Genomic DNA, 26900 nt, shown 5'->3' on the forward strand with positions numbered 1-26900 from the left:
ACTGGTGGGCATGGAAGCACAGCCCGATCTCGCCGGGGTCGCGGAACTGTTCGCGGATCGCTCTCGCGCCCGGATGCTCATCGAGCTCGTCGACGGCGCCGCGCGACCTGCCGGTCACCTCGCACGGATCGCCGGAGTATCCGCATCGACGGCGAGCTCGCACCTGGCCCGCCTGGAGGCCGCTGAGTTCGTCACCGTCGAGGCGTCCGGGCGGACTCGGCGCTATCGCATCACCGATCTGCGTGTCGTCGCCGCGATCGAAGCTCTCCTTCCGCTCGCGAAGACCGAGCGCCCGGTCGGTCTGGCCACCGTGGACAGATGGCAGCGACTGCGGGTCGCACGATCGTGCTACGACCATCTCGCGGGAGGCCTCGGAATCGACCTGCTCGCAGGTCTCCTCGAACAGGACGCTCTCACCCGCGGCGACGGCGTCGACGGCCCCGCGCCCGCGGCCGCCGATCAGCTGAGCAGCCGGGTCGCGACCGCACCGTACGCGCTGGGTCCTGCCGCCGAGGCGATGTTCGGCCGGATCGGCATCGACCTCGCCTCTCTCCATGCTCGGCGGCGACCGTTGATCCGGGTGTGCATGGACTGGTCGGAACAGCGCCACCACCTCGCCGGGGGACTCGGAGCCGAGATCATGACCCGCATGACCGGCCTGGGCTGGATCGCCCGACGAGCCGGCAGACGAGACCTCCGTGTCCTCGCACCCGAGGCGATCGCGAACTGGCTCACCGGAGCGCCCGCGCACCCCCACACACCGAACTGAGAACGCCGCCCTCCCGGAGATCCGGGAGGACGGCGTCAGACGAACGCTGTGCGGTTCGCTGAGTCAGCGGATGCCGCGCAGGGCCTTGAGCATCGGCTTCGTCAGCGTCAGCGCAAGGAGTCCGAGGACGACAGACGTGCCGCCGATCGACGTCCAGTAGGGAACCTGGTTCGCGGGATCGAAGTAACCGCCGAGGACACCCGAGAGCGCGGTGCCGACACCGGAGGCAAGGAAGAAGACCGCGATCATCTGCGACTGGAACACCTTCGGGGCGACCTTCGTCGAGAACGACAGGCCCACCGGGGAGATGAGCAGCTCACCGAGGACGAAGACGATGAGGATGAGCACGACCCAGAGCAGCGGCGTCGAGTTCGCCGGCGCATCCGAGAACGGCAGGAACATGAGGAAGCCGATGCCGATGAGGATGAGCGAGAGTCCGGCCTTGATCGGCGTCGAGGGCTGCCGGGTGCCGAGCTTCATCCACAGCGACGCGAGCACTGGGGCAAGCACGATGACGAAGAACGCCGGGATGAGCTGGATCCAGTTGATCGGCATCTCCCAGCCGAAGATCGAACGGTTGAGCTGACCGTCGGAGTAGACGGTGAGCACTCCGAAGATCTGCTGGTACATCGACCAGAACACGACACATGTGAGGAAGAACGGGATGAAGGCGAGGACACGCGAGCGCTCGTCGGCGTTCGTCTGCGGCGAGGTGCACATGACGATGACGTAGCACGCAGCGGCTCCGGCGGAGATGCCGGCGATCCACCAGTCGAGGTTCTCCGGGGTGATGAGGCCGGTCATCCACAGCAGCGCTGCGAGGACGACGGCGGCGACGACGGCGAGGACGAAGAGGTAGACCTTCGACTTCGGCAGCGGATTGACAGCGACCCGCGACTCGGCGGGGAGGTTCTTCCGGCCTGTCGCGTAGATGATGAGACCGAGGGCCATGCCGACGGCGGCTGCGCCGAAGCCGTAGTGGAAGCCGATGTTCTGCTGGAGGAGACCGGTGATGAGCGGTCCGAGCAGGGCGCCGATGTTGACGCCCATGTAGAAGATCGTGAAGCCGGCGTCACGACGCGGGTCCTTCTCCTCGTAGAGCTCTCCGACGAGCGCCGAGGCGTTGGCCTTGAGTCCACCCGAACCGAGGGCGACGAGGATGAGGCCCACGGCGACGCCGCCGAAGCCGGGAACGAGCGCGAGGGCGATGTGACCGGCCATGATGATGATGGCCGAGGAGAAGAGGACCTTCTCCGCCCCGAGCAGGCGGTCGGCGACCCACGCGCCGAGGATCGTGGCGAGGAAGACGGCACCGCCGTAGGCGCCGACGATACCGACCGCTGTGGCCTGCGGAAGACCGAGTCCGCCGTCGGTGACCTTGAAGTACAGGTACAGGGCCAGGATGCCGTTCATGCCGTAGTAGGAGAAGCGCTCCCACAGTTCGAGGCTGAAGAGCTGCATGAGCGGCAGCGGGTGTCCGAAGAACCGCGTATCGCTCGAGACGACCTCAGTCGTCCTTGTGCTAGAAGACATATCGTGCTTTCCGTTGTGTCATGTCATCACGCATTCTGAGGCGTGATTCACTCTGAACAGTCGGTCATCCTACTCCCACGACATGGCTCAGAGCACACTTCGGCCACTCTGGGACACGGCGTCCCAACAAGCGGAATCTAGGTGTGAACCACGTCTCGTTTCCGGGTCCGGAAGCGCACGAGGAGGTTGGCCAGACCCGCGCTGAGGACGACGAGGGCGGCAGCGATGGGGACGATGATGGCCGTCTCCGTTCCGGCCTCCTCGGCGAGGACTCCGCCGACCGCGGAGGCCACGGACTGGCCGACGATGATCGCGGACCCGGCCATCGACATCACGGTCGCCGAACGGCCGCGGGGACTGCGCTCGGCGGCGAGGCTGAAGAGGGTGACGAGCGTGGGACCGATCGCCGTGCCCATGAGGAGGAGGCCGACGACGACGGCGGGCATCGACGTCGAGACGGCGAGGACGATCGTGCCGGCGAGCAGGAGCGGGGCGAAGCAGAGCCAGCGTGCCCAGAGGGCGAAGCGCGGGGAGAAGAGGGCGACGGAGATCGCGAGGAGCGCCGAGCCGATGCCGAGCACGCCGTAGACGAGTCCCGCCTGTTCGGGCCGGCCGAGATCGTTCATGAGCGAGGTGAGCGAGGTCAGGGTCGACCCGAAGACGAGGCCGATGCCGAAGACGCCGGCGACGACGACGACGATGCCCGAGGTGAAGAGCCCGCGCACGGGTCCCTTGGTGCCTGCGCGGTTCCGGCCGTTCGCGGCGAGGCGACCGCTGGGGTGGAGGGCGAAGCCGGAGACGAAGACGACGGTCATGACGACTGCACCGATGATCGGTGCCACGGGAGAGAACCCTGTGGCGAGGAGCCCGACGATGAAGGGGCCGAAGACGAAGACCACCTCGTCTGCGGCCGACTCGTAGGCCATGGTGCCGTTGAGGACCTTCGCCTGCCGTCCGCCGGGCAGTCGGGCGAGGATGATGTCGACGAGGCGGGAGCGCGACATCGGTGAGACCTGTGGGGCGGTGGCGCCGATCGCGAAGGAGGCGATGAGGACGACGGCGTCGGGAAGCGGTGAGAAGACGACCCACGCGAGGAAGATCAGGGCGAGGCTGTTGAGGGTGCCGACGACGAGGAGGACTGGGCGCTGCCCCCACCGGTCGGCGGCGGCGCCGATGAAGGAGCCGAAGATCGCGGTGCCGAGCCCGACCATGGCGGAGTTGAGTCCGCCGAGGCTCAGCAATTCGCGACCGGCGACGACGAGGGTGAGGACGCCGACGACGACCATCGCATAGGGCAGTCGGGCGAGGAAGGCGAGCGGGAAGTAGCCGAGGCCCACCGCGGAGAGGAGGGTGGGCGATGTGGCCGGGCCCGCGGATTCGGCGGTGCCCTCGGATTCGGCGGGGCCCGAGTTCGGGGCCGGGAGACCTGCGGTCGGGGACTGCGGTCGGAGCGGATCGGTGTGCGGCATGGCAATCGTCATTTCTGCCTCGCCCCATCGGCGAGGATCGGTGCCGCCGTGGTGGACTGCTGCACAGCACTCGGTAGATGCACGTCGAAGTGGGGTTCGCCCACCACCCTACCCGGTGACGGCCGACATGGGGCATTGATCTCTGTCACGGAAACCTGTCACGGACCCCTGTCACAGAAACGGTCGGTCCGGACACGGGTTTCCCACGCCCGACTCAGAAAGGACGCAGACCAGTCTGCGAGGATACGAGCATGAACTTCCTCTTCCGAGTCGGCATCAATGCGTTCGCGATCTGGGTTGCCGCATGGATCCTTCCCGGCGTCGCCATCGAAGGCAACAGCGTCGTCGAGGAGCAGACCGGACCGATCGCCGCGACGATCGTCTCCTACCTCGTCATCGGCCTCATCTTCGGACTCGCCAACGCGTTCATCAAACCCATCCTCAGCGTCCTCTCCGCCCCGATCACGTGCCTGACCCTGGGCCTGTTCTCGATCGTCATCAACGCCGCGATGCTCGCCCTGACAAGCTGGCTGAGCGGGTTCACGCCCTTCGTCTTCACGATCGACTCGTTCTTCTTCCAGGCGATCCTCGCAGCGATCATCGTCTCGATCGTCTCCGCACTGCTCGGGTGGCTCGCCCCGGACAGCAGCCGCGACCGCGACTGAATGCCTGGGTCCGGCTCTCAATGCCGGGGTCCGCTCTCTACGGCATGTAGACTGATGGCCGATCGACCATCACCCGTTCCACCGCTCGGAGGAGAATATGTCCAACCCTGTCGCGCAGAGAAGCCAGAGCAAGGCGAACTTCGCAGACGTCGTCGTCTTCATCGTCGCCTTCGCGCTCTTCATCTTCTCCATCTACCTCTTCGGCGCGGCCTTCTCCTCCCCTGTCGGCACGGAGTTCGTGGTCTTCTGGGCCGGTCTCCTCGCCGCGGCGGTGGCCTTCATGCTGCCGATGATCTACCACTGGATCGTCGACCGCCGGTCCTGACCCGGGTCGACTGCCGGTCCTGACCCGGCTCCCCGACTGCGCGCCTGACCGCGCCGTGGCCCGTCCGCGGCGCGGTCAGTCGCATTCGCGGGCGAATTCCTCGATCGCCGAGGCGGCCTCATCAGGGCGCTCGTAGTGCACGAGGTGCCCCACCCCGGGAAGTTCAACGAAGCGGACGTCGGGCAGGCCGGCAACGACCCCGCGGGTGACCTCGATCGGGGCGATCGCGTCGCTGTCGCCGGCGATGACGAGCAGCGGCATCGTCAGGGAGTCGGCCACCTCGGTGACGGTGTGTGCGACGGAGACATCGAAGGCCTCGGCCAGGGACGCCCGGTCGCTGAAGGTGGAGAAGTACCTCGCGTGCTGGTCGTGGATGTAGCGGCGCAGACCGCGATCCCGGGTCGTCGCCATGACCTCGCTCATCAGCCGCACGATGAGCGGATGGCCGAGCAGGGCGCGCCCCGCCGATTCGGGCAGGCGCGCCCCGAGAGCGTAGTAGAGGCGGGTGAGGGCGGTGAGCACGCGCGCCGACCCCTCGAGAGCCGGCGAGGTGATCGGATTGATGAGGACGAGCTCGTCGACCGTCGTCGGCCGCCTCGCCGCGAGGTGGGAGACGAGGATCGAACCGAAGGAGTGCCCGACGACGATCGGGCGCGCACCCCAGCGGTCGGCCGCCTCGGCGATGAGGGCCTCGAGGTGATCGAGATAGGACTCGAGGCTCAGGCCGTCCTTGAGGGGCGGATTCTCCCCGAACCCCGGCAGATCGGGGACGATGACGGTGCGCTGCCGCATCGCTGCCGCGATCCGGTCGAGTCCGTGGTGGTCGCCGCGGAAGCCGTGGACGATGAGGACCGGTCGACCGGTCCCCCGTCCGGGGTGGACCCACACCGGGGTGGGGTGACCGGCGACATCGAGGTCGAGCCTGTGGGCCGGCTCCACGCTCAGCGCTGCTCGCCCGCGGCTGCCTGAGCATCGCCGTCGGCTCGGGCCGAGGTGTCAGCTCCGGTGGCGTCGTCGGTGCGGGAGAGCGTGCGGCGCGGGATGACGACGACGGGCACCGGCAGGACGCGCAGCAGACGGCGCGCGCGGGCTCCGATGAAGACGCGACCGTGTCCCAGGCGGGACGAGCCGATGAAGGCGAGCTCGCCGGAGATCCATTCGACGCTTTCGGCCGCCTCCTCGATGTCGGCGCCCCCCTCGGAGACGACGGTGGCCCGACCTGAGGCGAAGAGGTCAGAGGCTCGTGCTGCGAGCACTGCTCCCCCGTACTCCTCGGCGAACTCCGTGACCTCGGCGATCTCGTCCTCGGCCATGCCGTCGTTCTCGATGAGCGCGACGAGGCGGAGGTCGACGTCGAAGGCGGTGGCGGCCTCGATCGCCGAGCCGATGAGAGCGGCGGCGCCGGGACGGGCACCGAAGAGCGTCGTGATCCGGGAGACCGGACCGATGTCGGAGCGCCCGGCCGGCGCGAGGACGACGGGCACCTCCGAGGAGTGCAGCAGCGAGGTCGCCACGGTGCCGATGCGGAACTGGCGCATGAGCGTCGTCGCCCTGGCGCCGATGACGATCGCCACCGCTCCTTCGTCGGAGGCGACCTCCATGAGGCCCTTCGACTCGTTCGATGCGGTGTGGATGACCCCGCGGGCAGCGATGTCGTCGGGGATGAGGGCCAGTGCCTCTTCGAGCCACTCGTCGAGCTGCTGGGCGACGATGCCGGTCCCGTCCTTGGGGATCGATCCCGCGGCGTGGAAGGTCGAGGACTCCGGGCGGACGATCGTGACGACGAGCTCGATCTCGACGGACCGGGCGATGGAGATCGCCAGGGAGATGGCGTCCCGACCCCGATCGGTGGCGATGTATCCGACGACCAGGCGCGGAACGGATGCAGCTGACTCTGTCATGGACTTCTCCCGGTTCGTAGCGACTCTCCAGGTGATTCTACGTGGTCAGGAGGCCACCCTGCCGGGGTGCCCGGGCGGGGACGACGACGCACCCCGGCCCGACGCCGCGGACACCGCGACGACGGGTCCCGATCGGAACCCCTGTGCGGGTGAATCCGCATTCGGAAAAGAAAAGTTCAGAAACTATGACCAGAAGTCACACGAATTGCTCAGCCTGTGATAAATTCGACAGTGCAATTACGGATTCGCACCCACAGACAATTGCACAGTTCCACGAATGGGCTCCGACGCGGCCCATCGACGATCCACGACCCTGAAAGGAGTGCAGCACAATGAATCTCTTCGACATCGCATTCACGGACCTTCGCACAGGCAACCGTGCGCTCGCTGCCTGCTGGGTCGGCGGACTGGGACTCGACGGCTGATCACAGCCGTGTGACACCTCCTTCTCCGCCGGCAGACTGAACACCGGCGCTTTCCTCTGCGCTTCGACCGCATCGGCCTCACAGCAGATCGCCGAGCCCGTCCGCGCATCCGAGTTCAGCTCAGCACGCATTTCCCACCACTGTTCTGCGCATTTGTGCGCCCTCGGAGCAGTATTCGCCATTTCCGTCTTCCGCGGATTCCCCCTGCCCGAAAAACACAAAGGAACAATTGTGTCCACTACATTCGCATTCACATTTCCCAGACGTGTGGCCCTGTCCGCCGGTCTCCGTCTCGTTGCCTGGGCGAGACGACCCGAGGCCGACGCGACGCAGGCGTCCCGTGCCGCACTCAACCGCCGCATCGCCGAGCTCAGCGCCCAGGCCCGTCGTGAGGAGCTCGAGGCACGGCGCAACCGCGACCTCGACCTCTTCGTCGCGCAGAGGCCGATCGCCTGAGCCGTGCACCACTGTGCCGAGCGTCACTTCCCGTCGATTTGGCGTGTGGCCCCCGCCTGAGTAATATTGATCAGGCAAGCGGGGGTATGGCGCAGTTGGTAGCGCGTCTCCATGGCATGGAGAAGGTCAGGGGTTCGAATCCCCTTACCTCCACCGCAGGGCGAAGGCCCCGGACCGATCGGTCCGGGGCCTTCGTCGTTCTCGCAGGTCAGTGCCGCAGCGCAGCGTGCTCGTCCGGGTCAGTTGCGGCGCAACGTTCTCTCCCAGGTGAGTTGCGGCACCGCTCCGAGGCAACCGCTCGGTGTCGGTCCGCATGGTACGGATCGATCCATGCCATGCGGATCCAGACCGCGCGGTCATCACCGGCGGGCCGTCACTCCTTCGAGGTCGAGCAGCGTGCGCTTGCGCTCCTCTCCCCACGCGTAGCCGGTGAGCGCGCCGCTGGCGCCGATGACCCGATGGCAGGGCACGATGATGCTGATCGGATTCCTCCCATTCGCCGCACCGACCGCCCGCGAGGCCCTGGGACGGTCGATCCGCGCGGCGAGTTCGCCGTAGCCGGCTGTGGTGCCGAACGGGATCGTCGTCAGCGCCTCCCACACCTGCAGCTGGAAGTCGGTGCCTGACGGCGCAAGAGGCAGCTCGAAGGTCGTCCGCTGTCCGGCGAAGTACTCCCCCAGCTGCGCAGACGCTGAGACGAGGACGGGAAGGTCGGGACTCTCGACCGCCTCGGCGCCGGTGCGCAGGGACAGCCGCTCGAGGACGGCCTCGAAGCCGTCGAGGTAGACCCCGGTGAGGTGCTCGTCGTCGGCGGTGAGGAGGATCTCCCCGACGGGTGAGTCGATGGAGGTGAAGTGCAGGACGTCGGTGTTCGGTGCGGAGAAGCGCATGGCGGTTCCTCTCTGGGATGTCGCGGCTGGGATGGTCTGGTCTGGTGTGGTCGGCGCTGGGCCGGTGCGCGTCGGCGTCATCATGGCACCGATCGCGCGTGGGCTGCCCACAGCAGGTGGGTGAGGTAGGACCGCCACGGTCGGGCAGCCGCGAGCTGCCCGTCGGTGAGCGGCACCGGGAGGGCGTCGAGAGCCTTCCTCACTCCGAGGTCGGAGGCGAGGAGGACATCGGGGTCGCCGAGTGCGCCCATCCGGATATAGCCGACGCTCCACGGTCCGATCCCTGGCAGGGCGAGCAGAGCTCGGGCCGCCTCATCCCGGTCGGTGCCCGGACCGAGGTCGATGGTCCCGTCCGCGAGTGCTCGCGCCAATGTGCGCAGGGTCGCGATCCGTCGCCGAGGCAGCGCCCAGTCATCATCGGTCAGCTCGGTGATCGCCTCGGCGGTGGGGAAGATCCGATCGACGGTGCCGCAACGCAGCTCCTCGGGCAGGCTCTCCCCTGCGATCTCGACGAGTCGGCGCAGGTGGGTCTGGGCGGCGCGCACGGAGATCTGCTGTCCGAGGACGGTGCGGATGGCGAGTTCGACGGGTTCCCCGTGCCCGGGCGAGCGGATGCCCGGGATTCGGCCGACGAGGTCGCCGAGCCCGGCGTCGGTGAGGGTCGAGTGCACCGCGGCGGGGTCGGCATCGAGGTCGAGGATGCGTCGCGCCCGCGCCACGGCTGCCCCGAGGTCCCGGGTGTCGGTCAGGCGCAGTCGGCAGGTGACGAAGTCGCCGTCGCCGGGGGTGAGCGTGATGATGGCGGGCCCGTGGGCGAGGCGCAGCGAACGACTGTAGTGATGGGCCCCGACGTCCTCGACTCCGGGGATCTCGCGCAGCCCGAGGTAGGCGAAGAGGTGGTCGAGGTCGATGGGGGCACGGTACGCCAGACGTACCGCGAGGTCGTCGGCGCGGGCGGGAGCCGCACCCGTGCGCAGCCGACCCGGGGCCATGCCGTACGTGTCCTTGAACGTGTCGTTGAACTGTCGGATGCTCGAGAATCCCGAGGCGAAGGCGACCTCGCTCATCGTCATCCCCGTCGATTCGACGAGGGTCCGGGCAGTGCGCACTCGTTCGCTGCGGGCCAGGGCCAGGGGGCCGGCACCGAGTTCGGCGTGGAGGACGCGACCGAGTTGGCGGCTGCTGTATCCGAGCGCCGACGCGAGCCCGGAGACTCCGGCGCGGTCGACGAGACCGTCGCGGATGAGGCGGAACGCCCGGGCGCTGACATCGGCGCGGACGTCCCAGTCCGGGGAACCGGGGCTGACATCGGGACGGCAGCGCTTGCATGCCCGATACCCTGCTTCGACCGCGGCCGCAGCCGTCGGAAAGAAGTCGACGTTCTCCCGCAGCGGGGTGCGTGCCGGACACGAGGGTCGGCAGAAGATCCGGGTCGTCGCCACGGCGGTGAAGAACATTCCGTCGAAGCGCCGGTCGCGTCCGGTCACCGCCTGATAGCACTGGTCCGAAGTGAGCATACGGCTATTCTGCTCCTCCCAGGAGACCAGTGCTAGCGGTTTTCGGACATCGCAGTTGAGGGGACTATCCGCGGGACGAGCCAGACGAGGACAGCCATGACGACGAGTTCGACGAGAGTCTGCGTGACGACGGCGGCCGTGCCGGGTCCCTCACGATCGACGGCGCGGACGAGCGGAAGCACGACGAGGGAGTTGCGGGTCACCCCGGTGAAGACGAGCGCACGCCTCTCTCCTCCGTCGGCGAGCACCACCCGGCCGATGCCCCATCCGAGGCCGACCATGACGGCTGCGAAGAGCACGCAGGCGAGGACCGCCGGTCCGAGGTCGGGCAGGTACGGCAGGACGGTGCGCACCTCGGCGGCGGTGATGACGATGAACGTGAGGAGCATGACCGGCATCATCACGTGCTCGCTGACGCTGAGGGTGCGTCGGGCACAGGCCGAGCGGCGGGCGAGCAGACGGAGGACCAGCGCGGCGAGAAGGGGGACGACGATGAAGGTGACGAGGGCTGCGAGGAACGGGCCCGGGGTGATGAGCACGGTCGCACGCTCACCGAGGATGAGGCGCAGCCAGACCGGAAGGAGGACGATCTGGACGACCATGAGGACGGGGGTGAGCGCGAGCAGGCGTGCGCTTGCGCCGCCGGCGAGGCCGGTGAAGACGATGACGTAGTCGATGCACGGGGCGAGGAGGACGATGAGGACGGCGACGACGATCGTGCTCGCCAGCGGGATCGCCCAGTGGAGGCCCGCGACGACGAGGGGGACGAGGACGAAGTTGAGCACGAGGACGGTGACGGCGAAGCGTCCCCCACCGCGCATCCCGGTGAGCCGTTCGAGCGGGATCTCGGTGAACGTCGTGACGAGGAGGACGACGAGGGCCGGTGTGACGAGGACTGAGGCCGCCTCGCCGGGACCGGGGACGAGCGTGCCGAGCAGCACGCCGATGACGATGGCACCGAGACAGGCCGGCGCCGTATGCCGGGTCAGCCACTCCGAGACGGCAGCCGCGCCGGTGCTCATGCGACGATCCGCGCGCGATCGGCTGGGCGCGGATCGGACATCGCCTGTGCATCCTCCCACGCCGCGGCCAGGCGGGGGGCGACGTCGGCAAGCTCCGCCTCGGCGACCGTGAAGGGCACGCGGATCCAGCGGTCGAGACCACCGGCGGGGGCGAAGTTCGGCCCTGAGGCGAGCGTGAGCCCATGCGCGAGCGCAGCGGAGACGAGGGCTCCGGAGCGCTCCTCGGGCAGGCGCACCCACAGGGCCATGCCCCCGGACGGCACGACGACGTGCCAGCTCGGCAGGAGCGCCCGGAGGTCGTCGACGAGTCGGTCACGGGCGACGGCAAGGCGGGCGCGCATCTGCATGAGGATCGCGTCGTCGGCGGCGAGGAGCTCGGCGGCGACGAGCTGTTCGAGCACCGGTGCCCCGAGGTCGAGGGTGAGGCGCACGGCCGCGGCGTCGTCCATTCGGGACGCGGGCACCCGCATCCAGCCGATGCGCACGCCGCCCCAGAAGACCTTGCTCATGCTCCCCACGGAGATCGCGTCGGGCGCGAATGCACCGAGTGGGGTCTGCGGTGCAATCCCGTCGAGCCCGAGGTCGACGAGGGATTCGTCGATGACAGGCACGACGGAGGAGCGGGTGAGCTCCTCGGCGAGTTCGACGCGCTGTTCGGTCGGCATGAGGGCACCGGTGGGGTTGTGGAAGTCGGGGATGAGATAGGCGGCGCGCACTCGCCCTTCGCGCATCGTCTGCCCCATCGCCGCGACGTCCCAGTGGTGTCCCGCCTCGGTGATCTCGAGCGGATAGGGCACGATGCGGGCGCCGGCGGCGGCGATCGTCGCGATCGCATTCGGGTAGCTCGGACTCTCGACGAGCACGCCGCCGCTGCCGTTGAGCAGCGCGCGGATGCCGATGGCGGCACCACCGAGCGCCCCGGAGGTGATGAGGATGTCGTCGGGACGGGTGGGCAGTCCGCGACGGGTGTACCGGTCGGCGATGAGTTCGCGCAGCTGCGGGATCCCCGAGGGGTAGTACCCCGTGCCGGGAAGGTACGCGTGGAGCTGGGAGAGCGCGCGTTCATAGGCGTCGAGGAGTCCGATGGGGGCGACGGTGGCAGTGCACGTGAGGTCGATCCCGTCGGCGGCGGGACCGGTCGGTGAGAGGAGGTGGTCGATCCTGCCGCCGGGCACCTGCGGCAGTTCGACGAGACTGCCCGAACCGCGGCGGGTGCGCACGTAGCCGAGTTCGCGCAGCTGCGCATAGGCCCGCGTCGACGTCGTCCGCGACAGGCCGAGCGCTGCGGCGAGTTCCCGTTCGCTCGGCAGGCGCACGCCGACGGGAACGCGGCCGTCGGTGATGGCGTGGGCGATCGTCCCGGCCAGGGAGTCGTAGGCCGGGGCGGGCCACGGTCCCGTGCCGATGATGGCTGCGAGTCGTCGGGCGCTCATCGTCGTCATAGAACCACTTTCCTGCAATTGGCTCTTTTTCGCAATGCCAATCCGGTCCATGATGGGGTGACGACAACACAGACCCCACCGAAAGAGCACTCCATGCCCACGACTCCACCGCAGCGCCGGGAACTGGCGAACGCCGGTCCCCTCGAACAGCTCCGAGGCGGCCGACTCCCCCGCCGGCTTCTCCAGCTCGTCGTCGGCCTCTACCTCTACGGCGCGTCGATGGCGATGGTCGTCGTCTCCGGTCTCGGCATGATCCCCTGGGACGTCCTCCACTCGGGGATCCTCCGCCACGTCCCGCTCACCTTCGGCACGATCATCACGATCACCTCGGTGCTCGTCCTCCTCGCCTGGATCCCGCTGCGACAGCAGCCGGGGCTCGGCACCGTGCTCAATGCGCTGAGCATCGGTCCCGCGCTCGACCTCACGCTCCTCTTCCTCCCCCGCCCAGAGGCGCTGGGGTGGAACATCGTCCTCCTCGTCGCAGGCGTCGTCCTCAACGGCGTCGCCTCGGCGATGTACATCGGCTCACAGCTCGGGCCCGGACCCCGCGACGGGCTTATGACCGGCCTCTCCCGTGTCACGGGACGCTCGATCCGCCTCGTGCGCACACTCATCGAGGTCACCGTCGTCGCCGTCGGCTGGGCGCTCGGCGGCGTCGTCGGCATCGGCACCGCCCTCTACGCCGTGAGCATCGGACCGATCACCCAGGCGCTGCTGCCCTTCTTCACCGTCGCACTCCGCCCCCGCCGCACGGCCTCGCCCGACGAGTGAACGGCACCGGCCGGGTGCCCGTTGCGGGCACCCGGCCGGTCGCCGTCGTCATCGGGCACGCACGGTGCCGATGAGCCTCATTCCATCGTGTCGAGGATGTCGACGAGGTCGTCGAAGGTTGTCAGCGGATTGACGATCGCAAACCGCGCATTCGGCTTGCCCTTGTGCGAGCTGGGCACGACGAAGGCCCGCTGCTCTTCGAGAAGCCGGTCCGACCACGCGTCGTAGTCCGCGCGCTCCCAGCCGACGCGTTCGAAGACGACGACCGAGAGCTCGGGGTCGCGGACGAGGCGGAGGTTGGGCCGCTTCCTGATCTCGGTGCTGATCTCGCGGGCAAGCTCGATCGAATGGCTGATCGCCGCCCGGTAGGTCTCCGCCCCGTAACTGGCCAGGGAGAACCACAGCGGCAGGCCGCGGGGCCGGCGGGTGAGCTGGATCGCGTAGTCCGAGGGGCTCCACTCGTCGGATTCGGTGAGCGTGTCGAGGTACTCAGCGTGCTGGGTGTGCGCACGGCGCCCGTTGCGCGGGTCGCGGTAGATGAGCGCACAGGCATCGAAGGGGGCGAAGAGCCACTTGTGCGGGTCGACGATGACCGAGTCGGCATCCTCGACGCCGGCGAACTTGTGCTTGGCCAGCGGAGAGAGCATCGCCGCGAGGCCGTAGGCGCCGTCGATGTGGAGCCAGAAGTCGAACTCCTTCTTCAAGGCGGCAATCCCGGCGATGTCGTCGATCGTGCCGAAGTTCGTCGTGCCCGAGGTCGCGACGACGGCGATGACGGCGTCGCCGTGCTCCTCGAGGGCCGCACGCACCCCGTCGGGACGGAGGATGCCGTCGTCGTCGGTGGGAACGGGGGCGACGTCGACGTCCATGACGGCGGCGGCCGAGGCGACGGAGGAATGCGCCTCGGCGCTGCAGACGATGACCCAGCGGCCGGGGCGCTTGTCCCCGAGTTTCGCCTTCTGGGCCTCACGGGCGGCCACGAGGGCGGAGAGATTGCCGATCGTCCCGCCCTGGACGAAGACGCCGCCTGCCGTCTTCGGCAGACCGAACTCGGCGGCGAGCCACGAGAGGACCTCGTTCTCGGCGTGGACGACTCCCGCGCCCTCGAGCCACGAGCCGCCGTAGAGGGCACTGGCGGAGACGACCAGGTCGAAGGCGACAGCGGCCTTCGTCGGTGCGCTGGGGATGAAGGAGAGGTACTTCGGGTGGTCGGTGGTGATGCAGGCAGGAGCGAAGATGTGCTCGAAGATCGCCAGCGCCCGCGCCGATCCCACGCCCTCCTCGCTGATCGTCGGACCGGCGAGGCGGGTGAGCTCGGAATCCTTCATCGGATGGTCGAGCGGGGTGTCGACGGACAGGGTCCGGCGTCGGGAGTAGTCGAGGACGAGGTTGACGAGGTTCTGGGTCTCATCGGAGACGACGTGCATGCGGGAGTGGAGATCGGTGTCCATGGGTGCCTCCGAGGGTGAGTGCGTGGTGTTCATCCGTTCGAGGATATCCGCTGCGGGAGGTCGGCGGGGCGAACGCAACCCGGAACGACCGACCACCGGACCGCGACCGCCCGGCGATTCCCGAATCCACCGATCGCAAGTTCTGACTTCTCATCACATATGCTTGCGATTCCCGCAGGGGCTCGGGTAGGTTCGAAGCATGGCTGCCACGATCGCCGCTCGAGCACGGGAGTCCGTCGCCGAGAGCGGACTGTCCCAGCGTCATCTCGCTCGAGTCATCGGCATCGACGAGACGAAGCTGTCGAAGTCGCTCTCGGGTCGGCGCAGGTTCACCGCCGAAGAGCTCCTCGGCCTCGCCACGGCGACCGGGGTGACGGTGCGCTGGCTGCTCGGAGACGAATCGACGGTCTCGGCCGTGCCGACCGGGCTGCGCGACGCGGCCCCGGCCGCCGCCGTCGATCCGGATTCGCCGCGGCGTCTCATCGTCGAAACCGCCTGGGATCTCTTCGCCCGCCGCGGCTACGACGCGGTGCGCATCGCCGACATCGCCGAGGCGGCCGGAGTCTCGAGCGCGGCCGTGCACTACCACTTCGACGGCAAGTCCGAACTCTTCGACGCCACCCTCGAGTTCTCGGTCAAGCTCGCCTTCGACCGGCAGGTCGCGTGGCTCGATGAGATCGTCTCCCCCAGGCGTCGCCTCGAGCGGCTCCTCGAGCTGCAGTCCCCGATCGGTCCCCGCGCCCGCAGCGAGTGGTCGATCTGGATCCAGACGTGGAGTCGCCTCGCCGTCGAGGATCCCGACGAATCGGCCTATCCGGCCGGCTACGACCGGTGGTCGCGCACGGTGCGGGCGACGATCGAGGACGGCCAGGCCCGCGGAGTGTTCCGTCCCGGAGACTCCGGACCGATGACCGACGAGCTCACCTCCGTCCTCGACGGACTCGGCATCAAGGTCGTCACCGGGATCATGGACGTCCCGACGTTCCGTGACCGTCTCGAGGACTACGTACAGCGGGCGATCATCGCGCCCGGCACAACCGACCCATCCACCGACTGACGAGGAGTCATCATGAATCGCAAGGTCATCCTCACGTGCGCCGTCACCGGCGCCGGCGATACGACGGGCAAGAGTGAGCACGTGCCGGTCACCCCCGAGGAGATCGCCGCCGATGCGATCGCCGCCGCCCGCGCGGGCGCGTCGGTCGTCCACATCCACGTCCGCGACCTCGAGACCAAGCAGGGCTCGCGGGAGGTCGCCTACTACCGGGAGGTCGTCCGCCTCATCCGCGCCTCCGACGTCGACCCGGTCATCAACCTCACCGCCGGCATGGGCGGTGACCTCGTCATCGACCCGCAGGATCCGACGACGCACATGCCCGGCACCGATCTCGTCAATGCCCTCGAGCGTCTCCCCCACGTCGAGGAGCTCCTGCCCGAGATCTGCACCCTCGACTGCGGTTCGCTCAACTTCGGTGAGGGCTCGAACATCTACGTCTCGACCCCCGACATGCTTCGCGAGGGGTCGAAGAAGATCCAGACGCTCGGCGTCCGCCCCGAGCTCGAGATCTTCGATACCGGCAACCTCTGGTTCGCCAACGTCCTCGTCGAGGAGGGGCTCATCGATCCGCCGCCGCTCTACCAGCTGTGCATGGGCATCCCCTACGGCGCCCCGGTCGATGCCGGCCTCCTCCAGGCGATGGTCCACCTCCTGCCCAAGGGGGCCGAGTTCACGTCGTTCGCAATCGGACGCAACCAGCTTCCGTGGGTCGCGCAGTCCGTCCTCGCCGGCGGTCACGCCCGCGTCGGCCTCGAGGACAACCTCTACATCTCCAAGGGCGTCAAGGCGACGAACGAGGCGCTCACCGACCGTGCCGTCTCGATCATCGAGGACCTCGGGGCCGAGGTCGCCACCCCCGCCGAGGCGCGCGAGATCCTCGATCTCCGTGTGCAGACCCCGACCGCGAAGGGAGCCGATCTGTGACTGACACCTCCTTCCCCGACCCGGGCTCCGTCCGCACGATCACATGCATCGGAGCGGGCACGATCGGCGGCGGGTGGGCCGCGTACTTCCTCGCCCGCGGCTTCACTGTCAAGGTGTGGGACCCCGACCCGAACGCCGGGGTCAGGCTCACCCAGCTCATCAACGCCGCCTGGCCCGCCCTGGCCGAACTCGATATGGTCGACGGCGCCGACAAGGCGGCATGGACGATCCACACCGACCTCGCCGAGGCGCTGGCCGGCACCGACTTCGTCCAGGAGTCGGCCCCGGAGAACCTCGACCTCAAACGGCAGCTGCTGACCGACATCGACGCCCTCACCCCCGCCTCGGTGGTCGTCGGCTCCTCAACGTCGGGGTACGCGATGACGGAGATGGCCACCGAGGTGGCCCGCCCCGAACGCTTCGTCGTCGGGCATCCGTTCAATCCGCCCTATCTCATCCCCCTCGTCGAGGTGGTCGGCGGGGAGGCGACCGCGCCGGCGGCCGTCGACTGGGCCGCGGAGTTCTACGACCTCATTGGGAAGTCCGTCATCCGCATGGACCGTGAGGTGCCCGGGTTCATCGCCAACCGCCTCCAGGAGGCGCAGTGGCGCGAGGCCCTGCACATGGTCGCCGAGGGTGAGGCGAGCGTCGAGCAGATCGACCGGTCGATCACGGACGGACCGGGCCTGCGCTGGCCCTTCCACGGGCCGATGCTCACCTTCCACCTCGCCGGCGGGCCCGGCGGGATGGGGCATATGCTCGATCACTTCGGGCCCTCGCTCAAGTCCCCCTGGACCCGCCTCGAGGCCCCGGAGCTGACGACGGATCTGCGCGATGCCGTCGTCGCCGGTTGCGAGGACGAGGCGGACGGGCGCTCGATCGCCGATCTCGTCGCCGAACGGGATGCCGGCATCGTCGCCCTGCGCAGGCTTACGGCCTCCCTCGCCGGTGACGCGACCCCGCAGTCGGCAGACGAATCCTCAGCGACGGCCTCTGCGACGGCCTCTGCACCCGCCGCCTCGGCGACGGCGGAGGGCCGGCAGCTCGCCGACTATTCGACGCCGGTGCGTGAGGAGTGGATCGACTACAACGGGCACCTCTCCGAGGCGTTCTACGTCCTCGTCTTCGGCTTCGCGACCGATCAGGTCATGGACGAGCTCGGTCTCGACGCCGCCTATCGTGCGGCGAGCGGCTGCTCCCTCTACACCGTCGAGTCGCATGTCCGCTACCTCGACGAGGTCTCGCTCGGGGCGACGCTGACCGTGCGTCCGCGGCTCGTGTCCGCGGGGTCCAAGAAGCTCCACCTCGCCTACGAGATGCTCGTCGACGACCGGGTCGTCGCGACCGAGGAGATCCTCGCCCTCCACGTCGATCAGAACGCGGACCGGGCCGTCGGGTTCCCGACGGAGATCGCTGAGCGCATCGCCGAGGTGGCCCGCTCCACCCCGGAGTGGAGCGGGCGCAGCGTCGGCTGACCGGTGACGGCGTTCGACCGGCCGGTGACGGTCAGTCGAACGCCGTCCAGGCCGGGGCCGCGGCGGCGAACGTCTCCGGGTCGAGAGTGCCCGCGCCTTCCGGGACGGCGCCGACGACCGGCCCGCACTCGCCGAGTCGACGCCGGTTGTCGACCTCGACCGGGGTGGGATCCCCCGGCCAGGCGCCGAGGACGATGCCGCTCACGGGCAGGCCCCGGGTGCGCAGCGCCTCACAGGTGAGCGCCGTGTGGTTGAGGGTGCCGAGTCCCGACCGGACGACGACGATGACGGCCAGGCCCGACGCCGGGTCGAGGTCGGCGAGTTCTGCGGCGATGTCGGCCAGGGTGCCTCCCCCGCCGAGGTCGACGAGCAGACCTCCGGCCCCTTCGACGAGAATGACGCTGTCCCCGGGCACGGATGGCTCGGGCCGTCCGGACACGACGGCAGCCGCCCCTGAAACGGTCTCCCCCACCTCCGCCTCCTCGGTCATCCGGTGTGCGAGCGCGACGATCGCCTCGGCGTGGGCTCGCGGCGTCGGCAAGTCCACGCCTTCGTGCTCCGCGGCCGCCGCAGGAGCCATGGGCAGGGTGAGGCTCACCGCCGTCGACGACGGTGTTCCGGAGAGGCGTCCGGCGATCTCGGCGTCCCCCTGGGTGACGACGTCGGTGTACGAGGCTTCGAGGGCACTGCGGCGCGGATCGGTGTCGGCGACGAGTCCGGTCTGGGCGGGTTTGCGGATGTGCACCCGGTGTCCGGCCCGGCGCAGACGCACCGCGAGGGCGGCGGTGGCCACGGTCTTGCCCACCCCAGTGTCGGTGCCGGTGACGACGACGTAGCGGTTCATCGGGGTTCTGCTGCCGCGGCGTCGGCGACGGTGCGGATGAGGGCAGCCGCGTCATCGATCTGCTCCGTGCTCAGGTCTCCCCGGCACGTGATGCGCAGCCGGGAGATGCCGTCGGGCACGGATGGGGGCCGGAAGCAGCCGACGCTGACATCGCGGCGGGCGAGCTCGTCTCGGGCAGCGACGGCGGTCGATGCCGACGGCATCGGCAGGGAGGCGACCGCTCCGACCGGTTCGGCGATTCCCAGGGCTGCGGTGAGCCGGCGCCGGTTCTCGGCCAGGCCCTCGACCGGAGCCTCGCCCGCAGCGATGAGGCGGAGCGCCGCCGTCGCGGCGGCCGCGGCCGCCGGGGCGAGTCCGGTGTCGAAGATGAACGTCCGCGCGGTGTTGACGAGCGCGTCGCGCACGGTCGCGGGTCCGAGCACCGCTCCGCCCTGGGATCCGAGCGCCTTCGACAGGGTGGCCGTGACGATGACGCGATCGTCCTCGCCGAGCGACCGGGAAGCGCCGCGTCCCTCGCCGACGACGCCGAGGCCGTGCGCCTCGTCGATGATGAGGAGGGCGTCGTGGGTCCGACACAGTTCGAGGAGTGCGGGGAGGTCGGGGGCGTCGCCGAGGACGGAGTAGACGGATTCGACGAGGACGATCGCCTCGGGGCAGGACCGTTCCGCAAGTGCCCGTTCGGTCGATGCCAGGTCGAGATGCGGTGTCCGGTGGACGGACGCCCGGGAGAGGCGGCACGCGTCGATGAGGGAGGCGTGGTTGTGGGCGTCGGAGACGATGAGGCAGTCGGGGCCGCTGAGCGCCGTGACGGCGGCGAGGTTGGCCGCATATCCGGAGGAGAGGACGAGCCCGGACTCGCGGCCCGTGAGCTCGGCCAGTGCCGCCTCGGCGTCGCGGTGGGCCTGCGTGGTTCCGGTGACGAGCCGGGAGGCCCGCGCCGAGGTGCCGAGCGCGGTGATCGCCTCGTGGGCGGCGGTGCGGACCCGGGGATGGTCGGCGAGGCCGAGGTAGTCGTTCGAGGCGAGGTCGAGACCGCACGGGCCGGCGTCGATGCGGTCGAGGCCCTGAGCACGGCGCTGCGCGGACTGCTCGCGCAGACGGTCGAGGATCCGGTTGTCCGAGGGGGCGGTGCCGGTGGGGACGGTGACGGTCGGGGCTGCGGTCATGGGCGGCCTCCTGCGGCGGCGACCATCGCGGCGCCGATCTGTGCGACGTCGGCGCTCGTCGCGATGTAGGGCGGCATCGTGTAGATGTGCGTGCGGAAGGGCCGAAGCCACACCCCGTGGGCGGCGGCGGTGCGGGTGACCGTGTCGATGTCGACGGGCTCGTGCATCTCGAGGACTCCGATGCCGCCGACGACGCGCACATCGGCGACCCCGGGCAACGCCTCGGCGGGGCGCAGATGGGTGCGCAACCCCTCGTTGAGGCGGGCGATCGCCTGCGCCCACGCGGGCTCACCGTCCTCGTTCTCGCCGAAGAGGAGGTCGAGGGAGGCGCTGGCCGCGGTGCACGCCAGAGGGTTGGCCATGAAGGTCGGACCGTGCATGAGGGCGCGCCGGCTCGACTCCGAGATCACCTCGGCGACCTCCCCGGTGCACATGAGCGCAGCGAGGGTCATGTATCCGCCGGTGAGGGCCTTGCCCAGGCACATGATGTCCGGGGTGATCCCTGCCCGATCGCACGCGAACGCGGTCCCGGTGCGCCCGAATCCCGTCGCGATCTCGTCGGCGATGAAGACCGCGCCGAGGTCGCGGGCCCGGGCGTGGAGATGCTGGAGGGCACGGACATGGTAGGGCCGCATCCCGCCGGCCCCTTGGAACAGAGGTTCGACGATGACCCCGGCGAGTTCGTCGCCGTGCCTGTCGCAGAGGGCGTCGACGGCCGCGCACCACTGGTCGACCTCGGCATCGTCGGCGCCGGGTGCCGGAGGCAGCGGGGCGAAGACCTGGGGTCGGAGCATGGCATGGAAGTCCGCGTGCATGCTCGCGATGGGATCGCACACGCTCATCGCGCCGGTGGTGTCGCCGTGGTAGGCCCCGCGCAGGGCGAGGAAGCGGCCGCGGTCACGACCGCGTGCCTGCTGATATTGGACGGCGAGTTTGAGGGCGACCTCGATCGACACGGAACCGGAGTCGGCGAGGAAGACGTGGTCGAGGCGGCTCGGGGTGACAGCGACGAGGCGTTCGGCGAGTTCGACGGCCGGGGCGTGGGTGAGCCCGCCGAACATCACATGGGAGAAGGTCTGCAGCTGCCGGGCGAGGGCGTCGTCGATCACCGGGTTGCGGTATCCGTGGACGACGGACCACCACGAGCTCATCCCGTCGAGGGCAGTGAGCGTCGCCCCGTCCCGGTCGACGAGGTCGACGCGGGGGCCGGAGGCACCGGAGACGGCGAAGTGCGACCCGTCGGCCAGGGCCCCGTATGGATGCCAGAGCAGTCCCTGCTCTCGCGAGTGCAGGCTCGCCGCCTCCTCGGTCTCACGCATTCGGTGAGACCGTGGTGCCGGCGCCGCGACGGCGAATGGTCGGGACGAGGACGTTCTCCCGGCCGTCGTCGGAGGCTCCACTCGGGACGGTCTTCCCGCACGGCAGGGTCGAGGCGGGTGCGGCCCCGTCGGCTGGCTCCGGTGCGCCGAAGGCGGCGGTGTGCGCGGCCTTCTCGGCGCGCACCCGGTCGCGCAGCGCCTCGGCGCTCTCGTGTCCGATGATGGAGAATCCGCCGTCGACGATCATGTCGAGGTCGGCTTCGGCGTCCTGTCCCTCGCTCGTGAGGTAGTCGCCGAGGAAGAGGGAGTTCGCGACGTGGAGGGCGAGCGGCTGGAGGGTGCGCAGGTGCATCTCCCGACCGCCGGCGATGCGCAGCTCGCTGTCGGGGCACATCAGTCGCACGGCGCAGAGGATGCGGAGGCAGTGCTGCGGGGTGAGCTCGTAGGTGCCGGCCAACGGCGTGCCTTCGAAGGGGATGAGGAAGTTGACGGGGATCGAATCGGCGTCGAGGTCGCGCAGGGCGAGGATCGCCTCGACGATCTGCTCATCCGACTCCCCCATCCCGACGATGAGTCCCGAGCACGGGGAGAGTCCGGCCGTGCGCGCCTGCTGCACGGTGTCGACGCGGTCGGCGAAGGTGTGGGTCGAGCAGATCTCCGCGTAGTTCGACTCGGCGGTGTTGAGGTTGTGGTTGTAGGCGTCGACCCCGGCGGTGCGCAGGCGCTCGGCCTGACCGTCCTTGAGGAAGCCGAGGCACGCACAGACCTCGACGTCGGGGTTGTTCGCCTTGATGTCCTCGGTCATCGCCGCGACACGGTCGACGTCCCGGTTCGAGGGGCCGCGGCCGCTGGCGACGAGGCAGACGCGGGAGGCGCCTCCGGCCAGCCCGAACTCCGCCTGCCGGCGGGCTTCGTCGCCCGGCAGCCACGAGTACTTGAGGATCTCGGTGTCCGAGCCCAGACGCTGCGAGCAGTAGCCGCAGTCCTCGGGGCAGAGCCCCGACTTGAGGTTGACGAGGTAGTTGACCTTGACCGATCGGCCGAAGAAGTGCCTTCGGACCCGACCGGCGGCGGCGACGAGGTCGAGGAGTTCGTCGTCGGCGGAGCGGAGGATCGTCAGAGCTTCCTCGGCGGTCGCAGGGTCACCGGCACAGGCGCGTTCGGCCAGAGTCGTCATCATCGTCATGCCCAGATCATTGAACAGTGTTCAGGAAAAGTCAATTCACCGTTCGCGCCTCCGATGCCGTTGCCGCGCCCCGGCCCGACCACTCGTGCGCCCGACCGCATCCGTCAGGAATCGAGAAGTCCCCGCTGATCCGCCGAGGCTATCCTGGAGTCCACAGGGCCGCCCGCTTTCGGGTGGCTGATCCCCGTGTCCGGTCCAGGATGAGGAGAGTCATGACGACGACGAAGCAGGCAGAGATCACGTTCGACGCCGAGGTGGAGACCCTCGGCGACCGCACCCTCGTCCGCTTGCCGGCCGAGGCCAGCCAGGAGCTGCCCTCACGCGGTCAGGTGGCCGCCGAGGCGGTCGTCGACGGGGCGGAGTTCCCCACCGTCGTCGAACCCGATGGGATGAGGGGGCACTGGCTCAACCTCGGCGACCGGACGGGGCTGAGCGACGGTCAGTCCGTGCACGTCTCGCTCACCCCGACCAAGGTATGGCCGGAGGTCGTCGTTCCCGAGGATCTGCGGTCGGCGCTCGATGAGGCCGGCGATCTCGATGAGACCTGGGAGAGCCTCACCCCGATGGCCCGCTGGGAGTGGGTCCGCTGGATCAAGGCGACGAAGAGCGAGGCGACCCGCGCCAAGCGGGTCGGCGTTGCCATCGACAAGCTCGAGAACGGGAAGCGTCGGCCGTGCTGCTTCGACCTGTCGTCCTGCACGGATCCCGAGCTGTCGAAGAGCGGGAAGCTCATCGGTCTGAGCTGAGCCCGCGGCAGGGCAGTACGCAGGGGCTCAGTACACGGAGATCACGGACGCCTGCCGTCCCGCTCGCCCCAGCATTCGAACCGGAATCGGCCGATGACATTGCGCTGGGCACACACGATGTCCGCGTCCTCGGCGATGATCTCGACATCCATGACCTCATGCCTATCACCGTGATCGGCGGCCCTGGTGCTGTGTGTTCACACGAGTACGCGCCTGTTCACACTGTGTCATCGAGCCACGGCACCTCGGGCTCAGCTGCGCGAATCTGCTCCTTGGGCGATCGCCCACGACATCTGCACGAGCGGGATCTGCAGGGGCAGCCTGGCCAGCGCGAACGCGCGGCCCTTCGGTGACTTCCAGTGTTTGACCACGGTGTAGATGTTGGCCGGGTACACAGCGACCATGAGTGCCGCCGTCGCCGCGCCCCCGATGCGCCGCGTGGCGGGAACGGCCAGGAGTGCCGCGCAGCCGATCTCGGCGACGCCGCTGGCATAGGTCCAGGCGCGCCGGTTGCCGAGGCTGGGCGGCACGATCGAATCGAAGGTCTTCGGCCGGATGAAGTGCATGGTCCCGGCGAAGCCGAGAAGACCGCTCATGAAGAGGGTGCGCGGAGTCGCCGAGGAGCCGCGCGCTCGCTTGCCTGGTGAAAAGGTCATGGACACGATTGTGCCCGAGATCCGCCGATGTTCCGCGCTCCTCCCCGCCGGCGAGTCACCTTGCCGGAACCGGACACCACACGACACGCACCGGCTGCGTCGGAAGGGTGCCGCTGCCGATCGGTGTCCTACGATGAACCCTTTGGAGCCCCACGGTCAGTCGGGCCGCACCGGCGAGCACGGCGCGATGGTTCGGATGCTCCGGCGGAAGGGTGGGACGTGATGACTCAGCGATGGCGCATCGGAGCCGCACTGTGGGTGGCCAGTGCCGTGCTTCTGCCGATCCAGCTCGTCGTCGCCGTGCAGTGGCCACAGGGCTACTCCGTGACGGCGAATGCGATCAGCGATCTCGGAGTCACCGTCTGCGGCCTGTTCACCGAAGGCGGCCAGCCTCGGGAGGTGTGCTCACCGTGGTTCGCCGTGTTCAACATCGGCATGGTCGTCTCCGGTGTCCTCACGGCGCTCGGCGCCGTGCTCCTCCACGGACGCTGGTCCAACCGGTCCGGTCGCGCAGGGACGATCCTCATGGCCGTCGTCGGTGTCTGCGTCGTGGTCGTCGGATTCGCCCCGTGGGATCTTCAGCCGGGCCTCCACGACAGTGCTGCCGCTGTCCAGGCCCTGGCGCAGTGGGTGGCGATGATCCTCCTCGCCGTCTCGGCCGGCCGCGGACTCTTCAGGGGGCTGACGATCGCGACCGTCATCATCTCCGTCATCGGGTTCGCAGCGTTCCTTCTCGCGCTCGACGGGGCCGCGATTCCGGGTCTGAGCTTCGGCATCGCCGAACGCCTCTCCTTCGACACACTGACCGTATGGACCGTCGCGGTGGGCGTCGCCGTTCTCGCTGGTCGCGGTCTCACCGATTCTCGTCGAGAGCACACCGAATCGGGTGGACATCATTGAGACTTGCACGCCGGGGCTTGGGCCACTTTGACGCTGCAGACAAGCGAAAAACGCCGCGGTCGCGCGGCGCCTTCGTAGGGGTGGACTAAGGACGTGCTTTCTAAATTTCCGGCGACCGCTCAAATCGCTGCTTTCCTGTGTTCTCAAGAGGTCTCGCCACCCTTCGGGTCGCCCACCGGCTCTACCAGACGCGATGAGCGTGGCTCGGTTCCGAAGAATTCTTTTCAGTCTCAAACCCGTTTGAACGCCTCCAATCGGGCTGGACTGCTCGCCAAATACGCCGCTGGAGTGACTAATCAAGTGCTAGCGGACCGGTTCGGAATCCATCGTACGACGATCTGGGAGGCTACCACGGCTCCCGGTATTGAGAAAGACAATGCGGAGACGAGGTGCATCAGCAGATGAGTCGTCTCTCCATGGTGGGGACGTCGTCTGCTCACGTCGCCCAGCACTCGCGGATCAGCTACGACGTTGCGCGGTCGGCCGTAATCGCCTCCGGTGGCACCATTCGCCCTGCTGGTAACCCTTGGTATTAGGTTGGGCGATTACATGGCTCTTCGCGGATGAGGGTGTAGCCGTCGGTTGACGAGCCGGCGGCGTGGCGGTCGCGGAGACGAGGTCGAGGCCTTCCGATGATGGAAGTTCTCACGCTGTCCATCAGGAAGACCTCGACGATGTTCCACGGTACCTTCGCCGCCCCTGACCTGTCTGCGTTCTGCCTCCTCGATGAGCACGGCCTCACCGTCACGGGCCAGCAGATCGATCCTGACAAGGCGGTACTCGAATGCCGCGTCACTGACCGCGACCCGTTCTGTCGCGGTTGCGGCGCCGAAGGCATCGCCCGCGGGACACAGGCCCGCCGGCTGGCGCATGTCCCGCTGGGTTGGCGGCCGACGACGCTCCTCGTCCGCGTCCGCCGCTTCGCATGCTCCGACTGTGGGACGATCTGGCGCGAGGACACCACGGCGGCGGCCGAGCCGCGGGGGAAACTCACTCGCGCCGCGATCCGGTGGGCCCTGGAAGCTGTCGTCTGCCAGCACCTGCCCGTCGCGCGGGTCGCGGAGTCCCTCGACGTGTCCTGGCATGCCGCCAACGACGCCGTGCTCGTCGAGGGCCGGCGCGTCCTGATCGACAACCCCCGCAGGTTCGACGGGGTGACCACGATCGGCGTCGACGAACACGTCTGGCGCCACACGCGCCTCGGCGACAAATACGTGACCGTGATCATCGACCTCACCCCGGCCCGCGAGAAGACCGGCCCCGCCCGGCTGCTCGACATGGTCCCAGGCCGCTCGAAGCACGCCTTCAAGACCTGGCTCGCCGGACGCCCCAAGGCCTGGCGCGATGGCATCGATGTCGTCGCGATGGACGGCTTCACCGGCTACAAGACCGCCGCCGGCGAAGAGATCCCCGACGCGACGGCCGTGATGGATCCCTTCCATGTCGTTCAGCTGTTCGGCGATGCGCTCGACAAGACCAGGCAGCGCGTCCAGCAGGAGACTCTCGGGCATCGCGGCCGGACCGGCGACCCGCTCTACGGCTGCCGCCGTCTGCTCAGGACGGGGCTCGGACTGTTGAAGCAGCACCAACTCGCGACGCTCGAGGCAGTGTTCGACCAGCATCCCGATCATGTCGCCGTCGAGGTCACCTGGGACGTCTACCAGCGCGCGGTCGCCGCCTACCGACACAAGGATCCCGCCCGCGGGAGGAAGATCTTCGAACGCGTGATCGCGGAACTCTCCGCAGGCGTCCCCAAGGATCTGCCCGAGCTGATCACCCTCGGCCGGACGATCAAGCGCCGCGCGGCCGACATCCTCGCGTTCTTCGACCGCCCCGGCACGTCCAACGGGCCATCGGAGGCCATCAACGGCCGCCTCGAGCACCTCCGCGGGTCTGCCCTGGGCTTCAGGAACCTGACCCACTACATCGCGAGAAGCTTGCTCGAGACCGGCGGATTCAGGCCACTACTACACCCTCAAACACGATGAGCC

General features: G+C 68.9%; 25 protein-coding genes and 1 tRNA gene. 12 read left to right on the forward strand and 14 right to left on the reverse strand.

Features of this window, described 5'->3' with window-relative positions:
• The first annotated feature begins 10 nt into the window (after window positions 1-10).
• Window positions 11-769: a winged helix-turn-helix domain-containing protein gene (locus EZE58_RS17010; protein ID WP_082835002.1), complete on the forward strand. Its 759-nt coding sequence runs from the start codon at window positions 11-13 to the stop codon at window positions 767-769.
• 63 nt (window positions 770-832) lie between these two features.
• Here EZE58_RS17010 and EZE58_RS17015 read toward each other — a convergent pair whose 3' ends face one another.
• On the reverse strand, window positions 833-2302 hold the full coding sequence (locus tag EZE58_RS17015; RefSeq protein ID WP_063250630.1) for an oligopeptide:H+ symporter: 1470 nt from the start codon (window positions 2300-2302) through the stop codon (window positions 833-835).
• Window positions 2303-2439: 137 nt separating this feature from the next.
• Window positions 2440-3771, reverse strand: coding sequence for an MFS transporter (locus EZE58_RS17020; protein ID WP_167560968.1), 1332 nt, complete (start codon window positions 3769-3771; stop codon window positions 2440-2442).
• 251 nt (window positions 3772-4022) lie between these two features.
• Between EZE58_RS17020 and EZE58_RS17025 the strand changes: the two genes are divergently transcribed.
• Window positions 4023-4436 (forward strand): phage holin family protein, encoded by a 414-nt coding sequence (locus tag EZE58_RS17025; RefSeq protein WP_063250628.1) that lies wholly within the window; start codon window positions 4023-4025, stop codon window positions 4434-4436.
• Window positions 4437-4533: 97 nt separating this feature from the next.
• Window positions 4534-4761 (forward strand): hypothetical protein, encoded by a 228-nt coding sequence (locus tag EZE58_RS17030; protein WP_167560970.1) that lies wholly within the window; start codon window positions 4534-4536, stop codon window positions 4759-4761.
• A 75-nt stretch (window positions 4762-4836) separates the two neighbouring features.
• On the opposite strand, the gene EZE58_RS17035 is transcribed toward EZE58_RS17030, so the two are convergent.
• Both EZE58_RS17035 and EZE58_RS17040 read right to left on the reverse strand, forming a co-directional pair.
• Window positions 4837-5700: an alpha/beta hydrolase gene (locus EZE58_RS17035; protein WP_009375531.1), complete on the reverse strand. Its 864-nt coding sequence runs from the start codon at window positions 5698-5700 to the stop codon at window positions 4837-4839.
• 2 nt (window positions 5701-5702) lie between these two features.
• Complete coding sequence (locus tag EZE58_RS17040) at window positions 5703-6662, reverse strand: universal stress protein (protein ID WP_009375530.1); 960 nt, start codon at window positions 6660-6662, stop codon at window positions 5703-5705.
• A 656-nt stretch (window positions 6663-7318) separates the two neighbouring features.
• Here EZE58_RS17040 and EZE58_RS17045 point away from each other — a divergent pair.
• Both EZE58_RS17045 and EZE58_RS17050 read left to right on the forward strand, forming a co-directional pair.
• Entirely contained in the window at window positions 7319-7543 is a 225-nt protein-coding gene (locus EZE58_RS17045; protein WP_162909017.1) for a hypothetical protein, read from the forward strand.
• Between the two features lie 80 nt (window positions 7544-7623).
• Window positions 7624-7696, forward strand: a tRNA-Ala gene (locus tag EZE58_RS17050).
• Between the two features lie 206 nt (window positions 7697-7902).
• On the opposite strand, the gene EZE58_RS17055 is transcribed toward EZE58_RS17050, so the two are convergent.
• The 4 genes from EZE58_RS17055 to EZE58_RS17070 all read right to left on the reverse strand — a co-directional run bounded on the left by EZE58_RS17055 (window position 7903) and on the right by EZE58_RS17070 (window position 12414).
• Entirely contained in the window at window positions 7903-8433 is a 531-nt protein-coding gene (locus EZE58_RS17055; protein ID WP_131247575.1) for a methylated-DNA--[protein]-cysteine S-methyltransferase, read from the reverse strand.
• 80 nt (window positions 8434-8513) lie between these two features.
• The gene (locus tag EZE58_RS17060; RefSeq protein ID WP_063250623.1) at window positions 8514-9950 is read right to left on the reverse strand and encodes an Ada metal-binding domain-containing protein; all 1437 of its coding nucleotides are present in this window, start codon (window positions 9948-9950) and stop codon (window positions 8514-8516) included.
• A gap of 32 nt (window positions 9951-9982) precedes the next feature.
• Window positions 9983-10972 carry a bile acid:sodium symporter gene (locus tag EZE58_RS17065; protein WP_063250622.1) on the reverse strand — a complete coding sequence of 330 codons (990 nt, stop codon included), beginning with the start codon at window positions 10970-10972 and terminating at the stop codon, window positions 9983-9985.
• A complete protein-coding gene (locus EZE58_RS17070) occupies window positions 10969-12414 on the reverse strand; it encodes a PLP-dependent aminotransferase family protein (RefSeq protein ID WP_227007049.1) in 1446 nt (481 codons plus the stop codon). The genes EZE58_RS17065 and EZE58_RS17070 overlap by 4 nt, the downstream gene beginning before the upstream one ends.
• A gap of 93 nt (window positions 12415-12507) precedes the next feature.
• Between EZE58_RS17070 and EZE58_RS17075 the strand changes: the two genes are divergently transcribed.
• Complete coding sequence (locus EZE58_RS17075; protein WP_063250621.1) at window positions 12508-13185, forward strand: hypothetical protein; 678 nt, start codon at window positions 12508-12510, stop codon at window positions 13183-13185.
• 77 nt (window positions 13186-13262) lie between these two features.
• Here the strand turns inward: EZE58_RS17075 and EZE58_RS17080 are convergent, their stop codons facing one another.
• Window positions 13263-14669, reverse strand: coding sequence for an aminotransferase class V-fold PLP-dependent enzyme (locus EZE58_RS17080; RefSeq protein ID WP_040340985.1), 1407 nt, complete (start codon window positions 14667-14669; stop codon window positions 13263-13265).
• 166 nt (window positions 14670-14835) lie between these two features.
• Here EZE58_RS17080 and EZE58_RS17085 point away from each other — a divergent pair, with 166 nt between their 5' ends.
• From EZE58_RS17085 to EZE58_RS17790, 3 genes are read left to right on the forward strand one after another with little or no spacing between them, the layout of a single operon-like run.
• Complete coding sequence (locus EZE58_RS17085; protein ID WP_009375514.1) at window positions 14836-15693, forward strand: TetR family transcriptional regulator; 858 nt, start codon at window positions 14836-14838, stop codon at window positions 15691-15693.
• Between the two features lie 12 nt (window positions 15694-15705).
• Complete coding sequence (locus EZE58_RS17090) at window positions 15706-16617, forward strand: 3-keto-5-aminohexanoate cleavage protein (protein WP_131247573.1); 912 nt, start codon at window positions 15706-15708, stop codon at window positions 16615-16617.
• The gene (locus EZE58_RS17790) at window positions 16614-18092 is read left to right on the forward strand and encodes a 3-hydroxyacyl-CoA dehydrogenase NAD-binding domain-containing protein (protein ID WP_131247571.1); all 1479 of its coding nucleotides are present in this window, start codon (window positions 16614-16616) and stop codon (window positions 18090-18092) included. Before EZE58_RS17090 ends, EZE58_RS17790 begins: the two co-directional genes overlap by 4 nt.
• A 31-nt stretch (window positions 18093-18123) precedes the next feature.
• Here EZE58_RS17790 and bioD read toward each other — a convergent pair whose 3' ends face one another.
• From bioD to bioB, 4 genes are read right to left on the reverse strand one after another with little or no spacing between them, the layout of a single operon-like run.
• Window positions 18124-18936, reverse strand: coding sequence for an ATP-dependent dethiobiotin synthetase BioD (gene bioD / locus EZE58_RS17100; protein ID WP_131247569.1), 813 nt, complete (start codon window positions 18934-18936; stop codon window positions 18124-18126).
• Window positions 18933-20102 (reverse strand): 8-amino-7-oxononanoate synthase, encoded by a 1170-nt coding sequence (locus tag EZE58_RS17105; RefSeq protein WP_131247567.1) that lies wholly within the window; start codon window positions 20100-20102, stop codon window positions 18933-18935. The genes bioD and EZE58_RS17105 overlap by 4 nt, the downstream gene beginning before the upstream one ends.
• Window positions 20099-21421, reverse strand: coding sequence for an adenosylmethionine--8-amino-7-oxononanoate transaminase (locus EZE58_RS17110; protein WP_131247565.1), 1323 nt, complete (start codon window positions 21419-21421; stop codon window positions 20099-20101). Before EZE58_RS17110 ends, EZE58_RS17105 begins: the two co-directional genes overlap by 4 nt.
• Complete coding sequence (gene bioB, locus EZE58_RS17115) at window positions 21414-22607, reverse strand: biotin synthase BioB (protein ID WP_131247563.1); 1194 nt, start codon at window positions 22605-22607, stop codon at window positions 21414-21416. The genes EZE58_RS17110 and bioB overlap by 8 nt, the downstream gene beginning before the upstream one ends.
• Window positions 22608-22819: 212 nt before the next feature.
• Here bioB and EZE58_RS17120 point away from each other — a divergent pair, with 212 nt between their 5' ends.
• Window positions 22820-23353, forward strand: a complete 534-nt coding sequence (locus tag EZE58_RS17120; protein ID WP_131247561.1) for a YdeI/OmpD-associated family protein — start codon at window positions 22820-22822, stop codon at window positions 23351-23353.
• Between the two features lie 251 nt (window positions 23354-23604).
• Here the strand turns inward: EZE58_RS17120 and EZE58_RS17125 are convergent, their stop codons facing one another.
• A complete protein-coding gene (locus tag EZE58_RS17125; protein WP_167560974.1) occupies window positions 23605-24009 on the reverse strand; it encodes a hypothetical protein in 405 nt (134 codons plus the stop codon).
• A gap of 222 nt (window positions 24010-24231) precedes the next feature.
• On the opposite strand from EZE58_RS17125, the gene EZE58_RS17130 reads away from it, so the two are divergent.
• Both EZE58_RS17130 and EZE58_RS17135 read left to right on the forward strand, forming a co-directional pair.
• Window positions 24232-24909, forward strand: a complete 678-nt coding sequence (locus EZE58_RS17130) for a DUF998 domain-containing protein (protein ID WP_131247559.1) — start codon at window positions 24232-24234, stop codon at window positions 24907-24909.
• Between the two features lie 674 nt (window positions 24910-25583).
• Window positions 25584-26897 carry an ISL3 family transposase gene (locus tag EZE58_RS17135; RefSeq protein ID WP_167560186.1) on the forward strand — a complete coding sequence of 438 codons (1314 nt, stop codon included), beginning with the start codon at window positions 25584-25586 and terminating at the stop codon, window positions 26895-26897.
• Window positions 26898-26900: the final 3 nt, after the last annotated feature.

Origin of the sequence: Brevibacterium sp. LS14, assembly GCF_012027885.1 — a bacterium.
In the GTDB taxonomy this organism is placed as follows: Bacteria; Actinomycetota; Actinomycetes; order Actinomycetales; family Brevibacteriaceae; genus Brevibacterium; species Brevibacterium casei.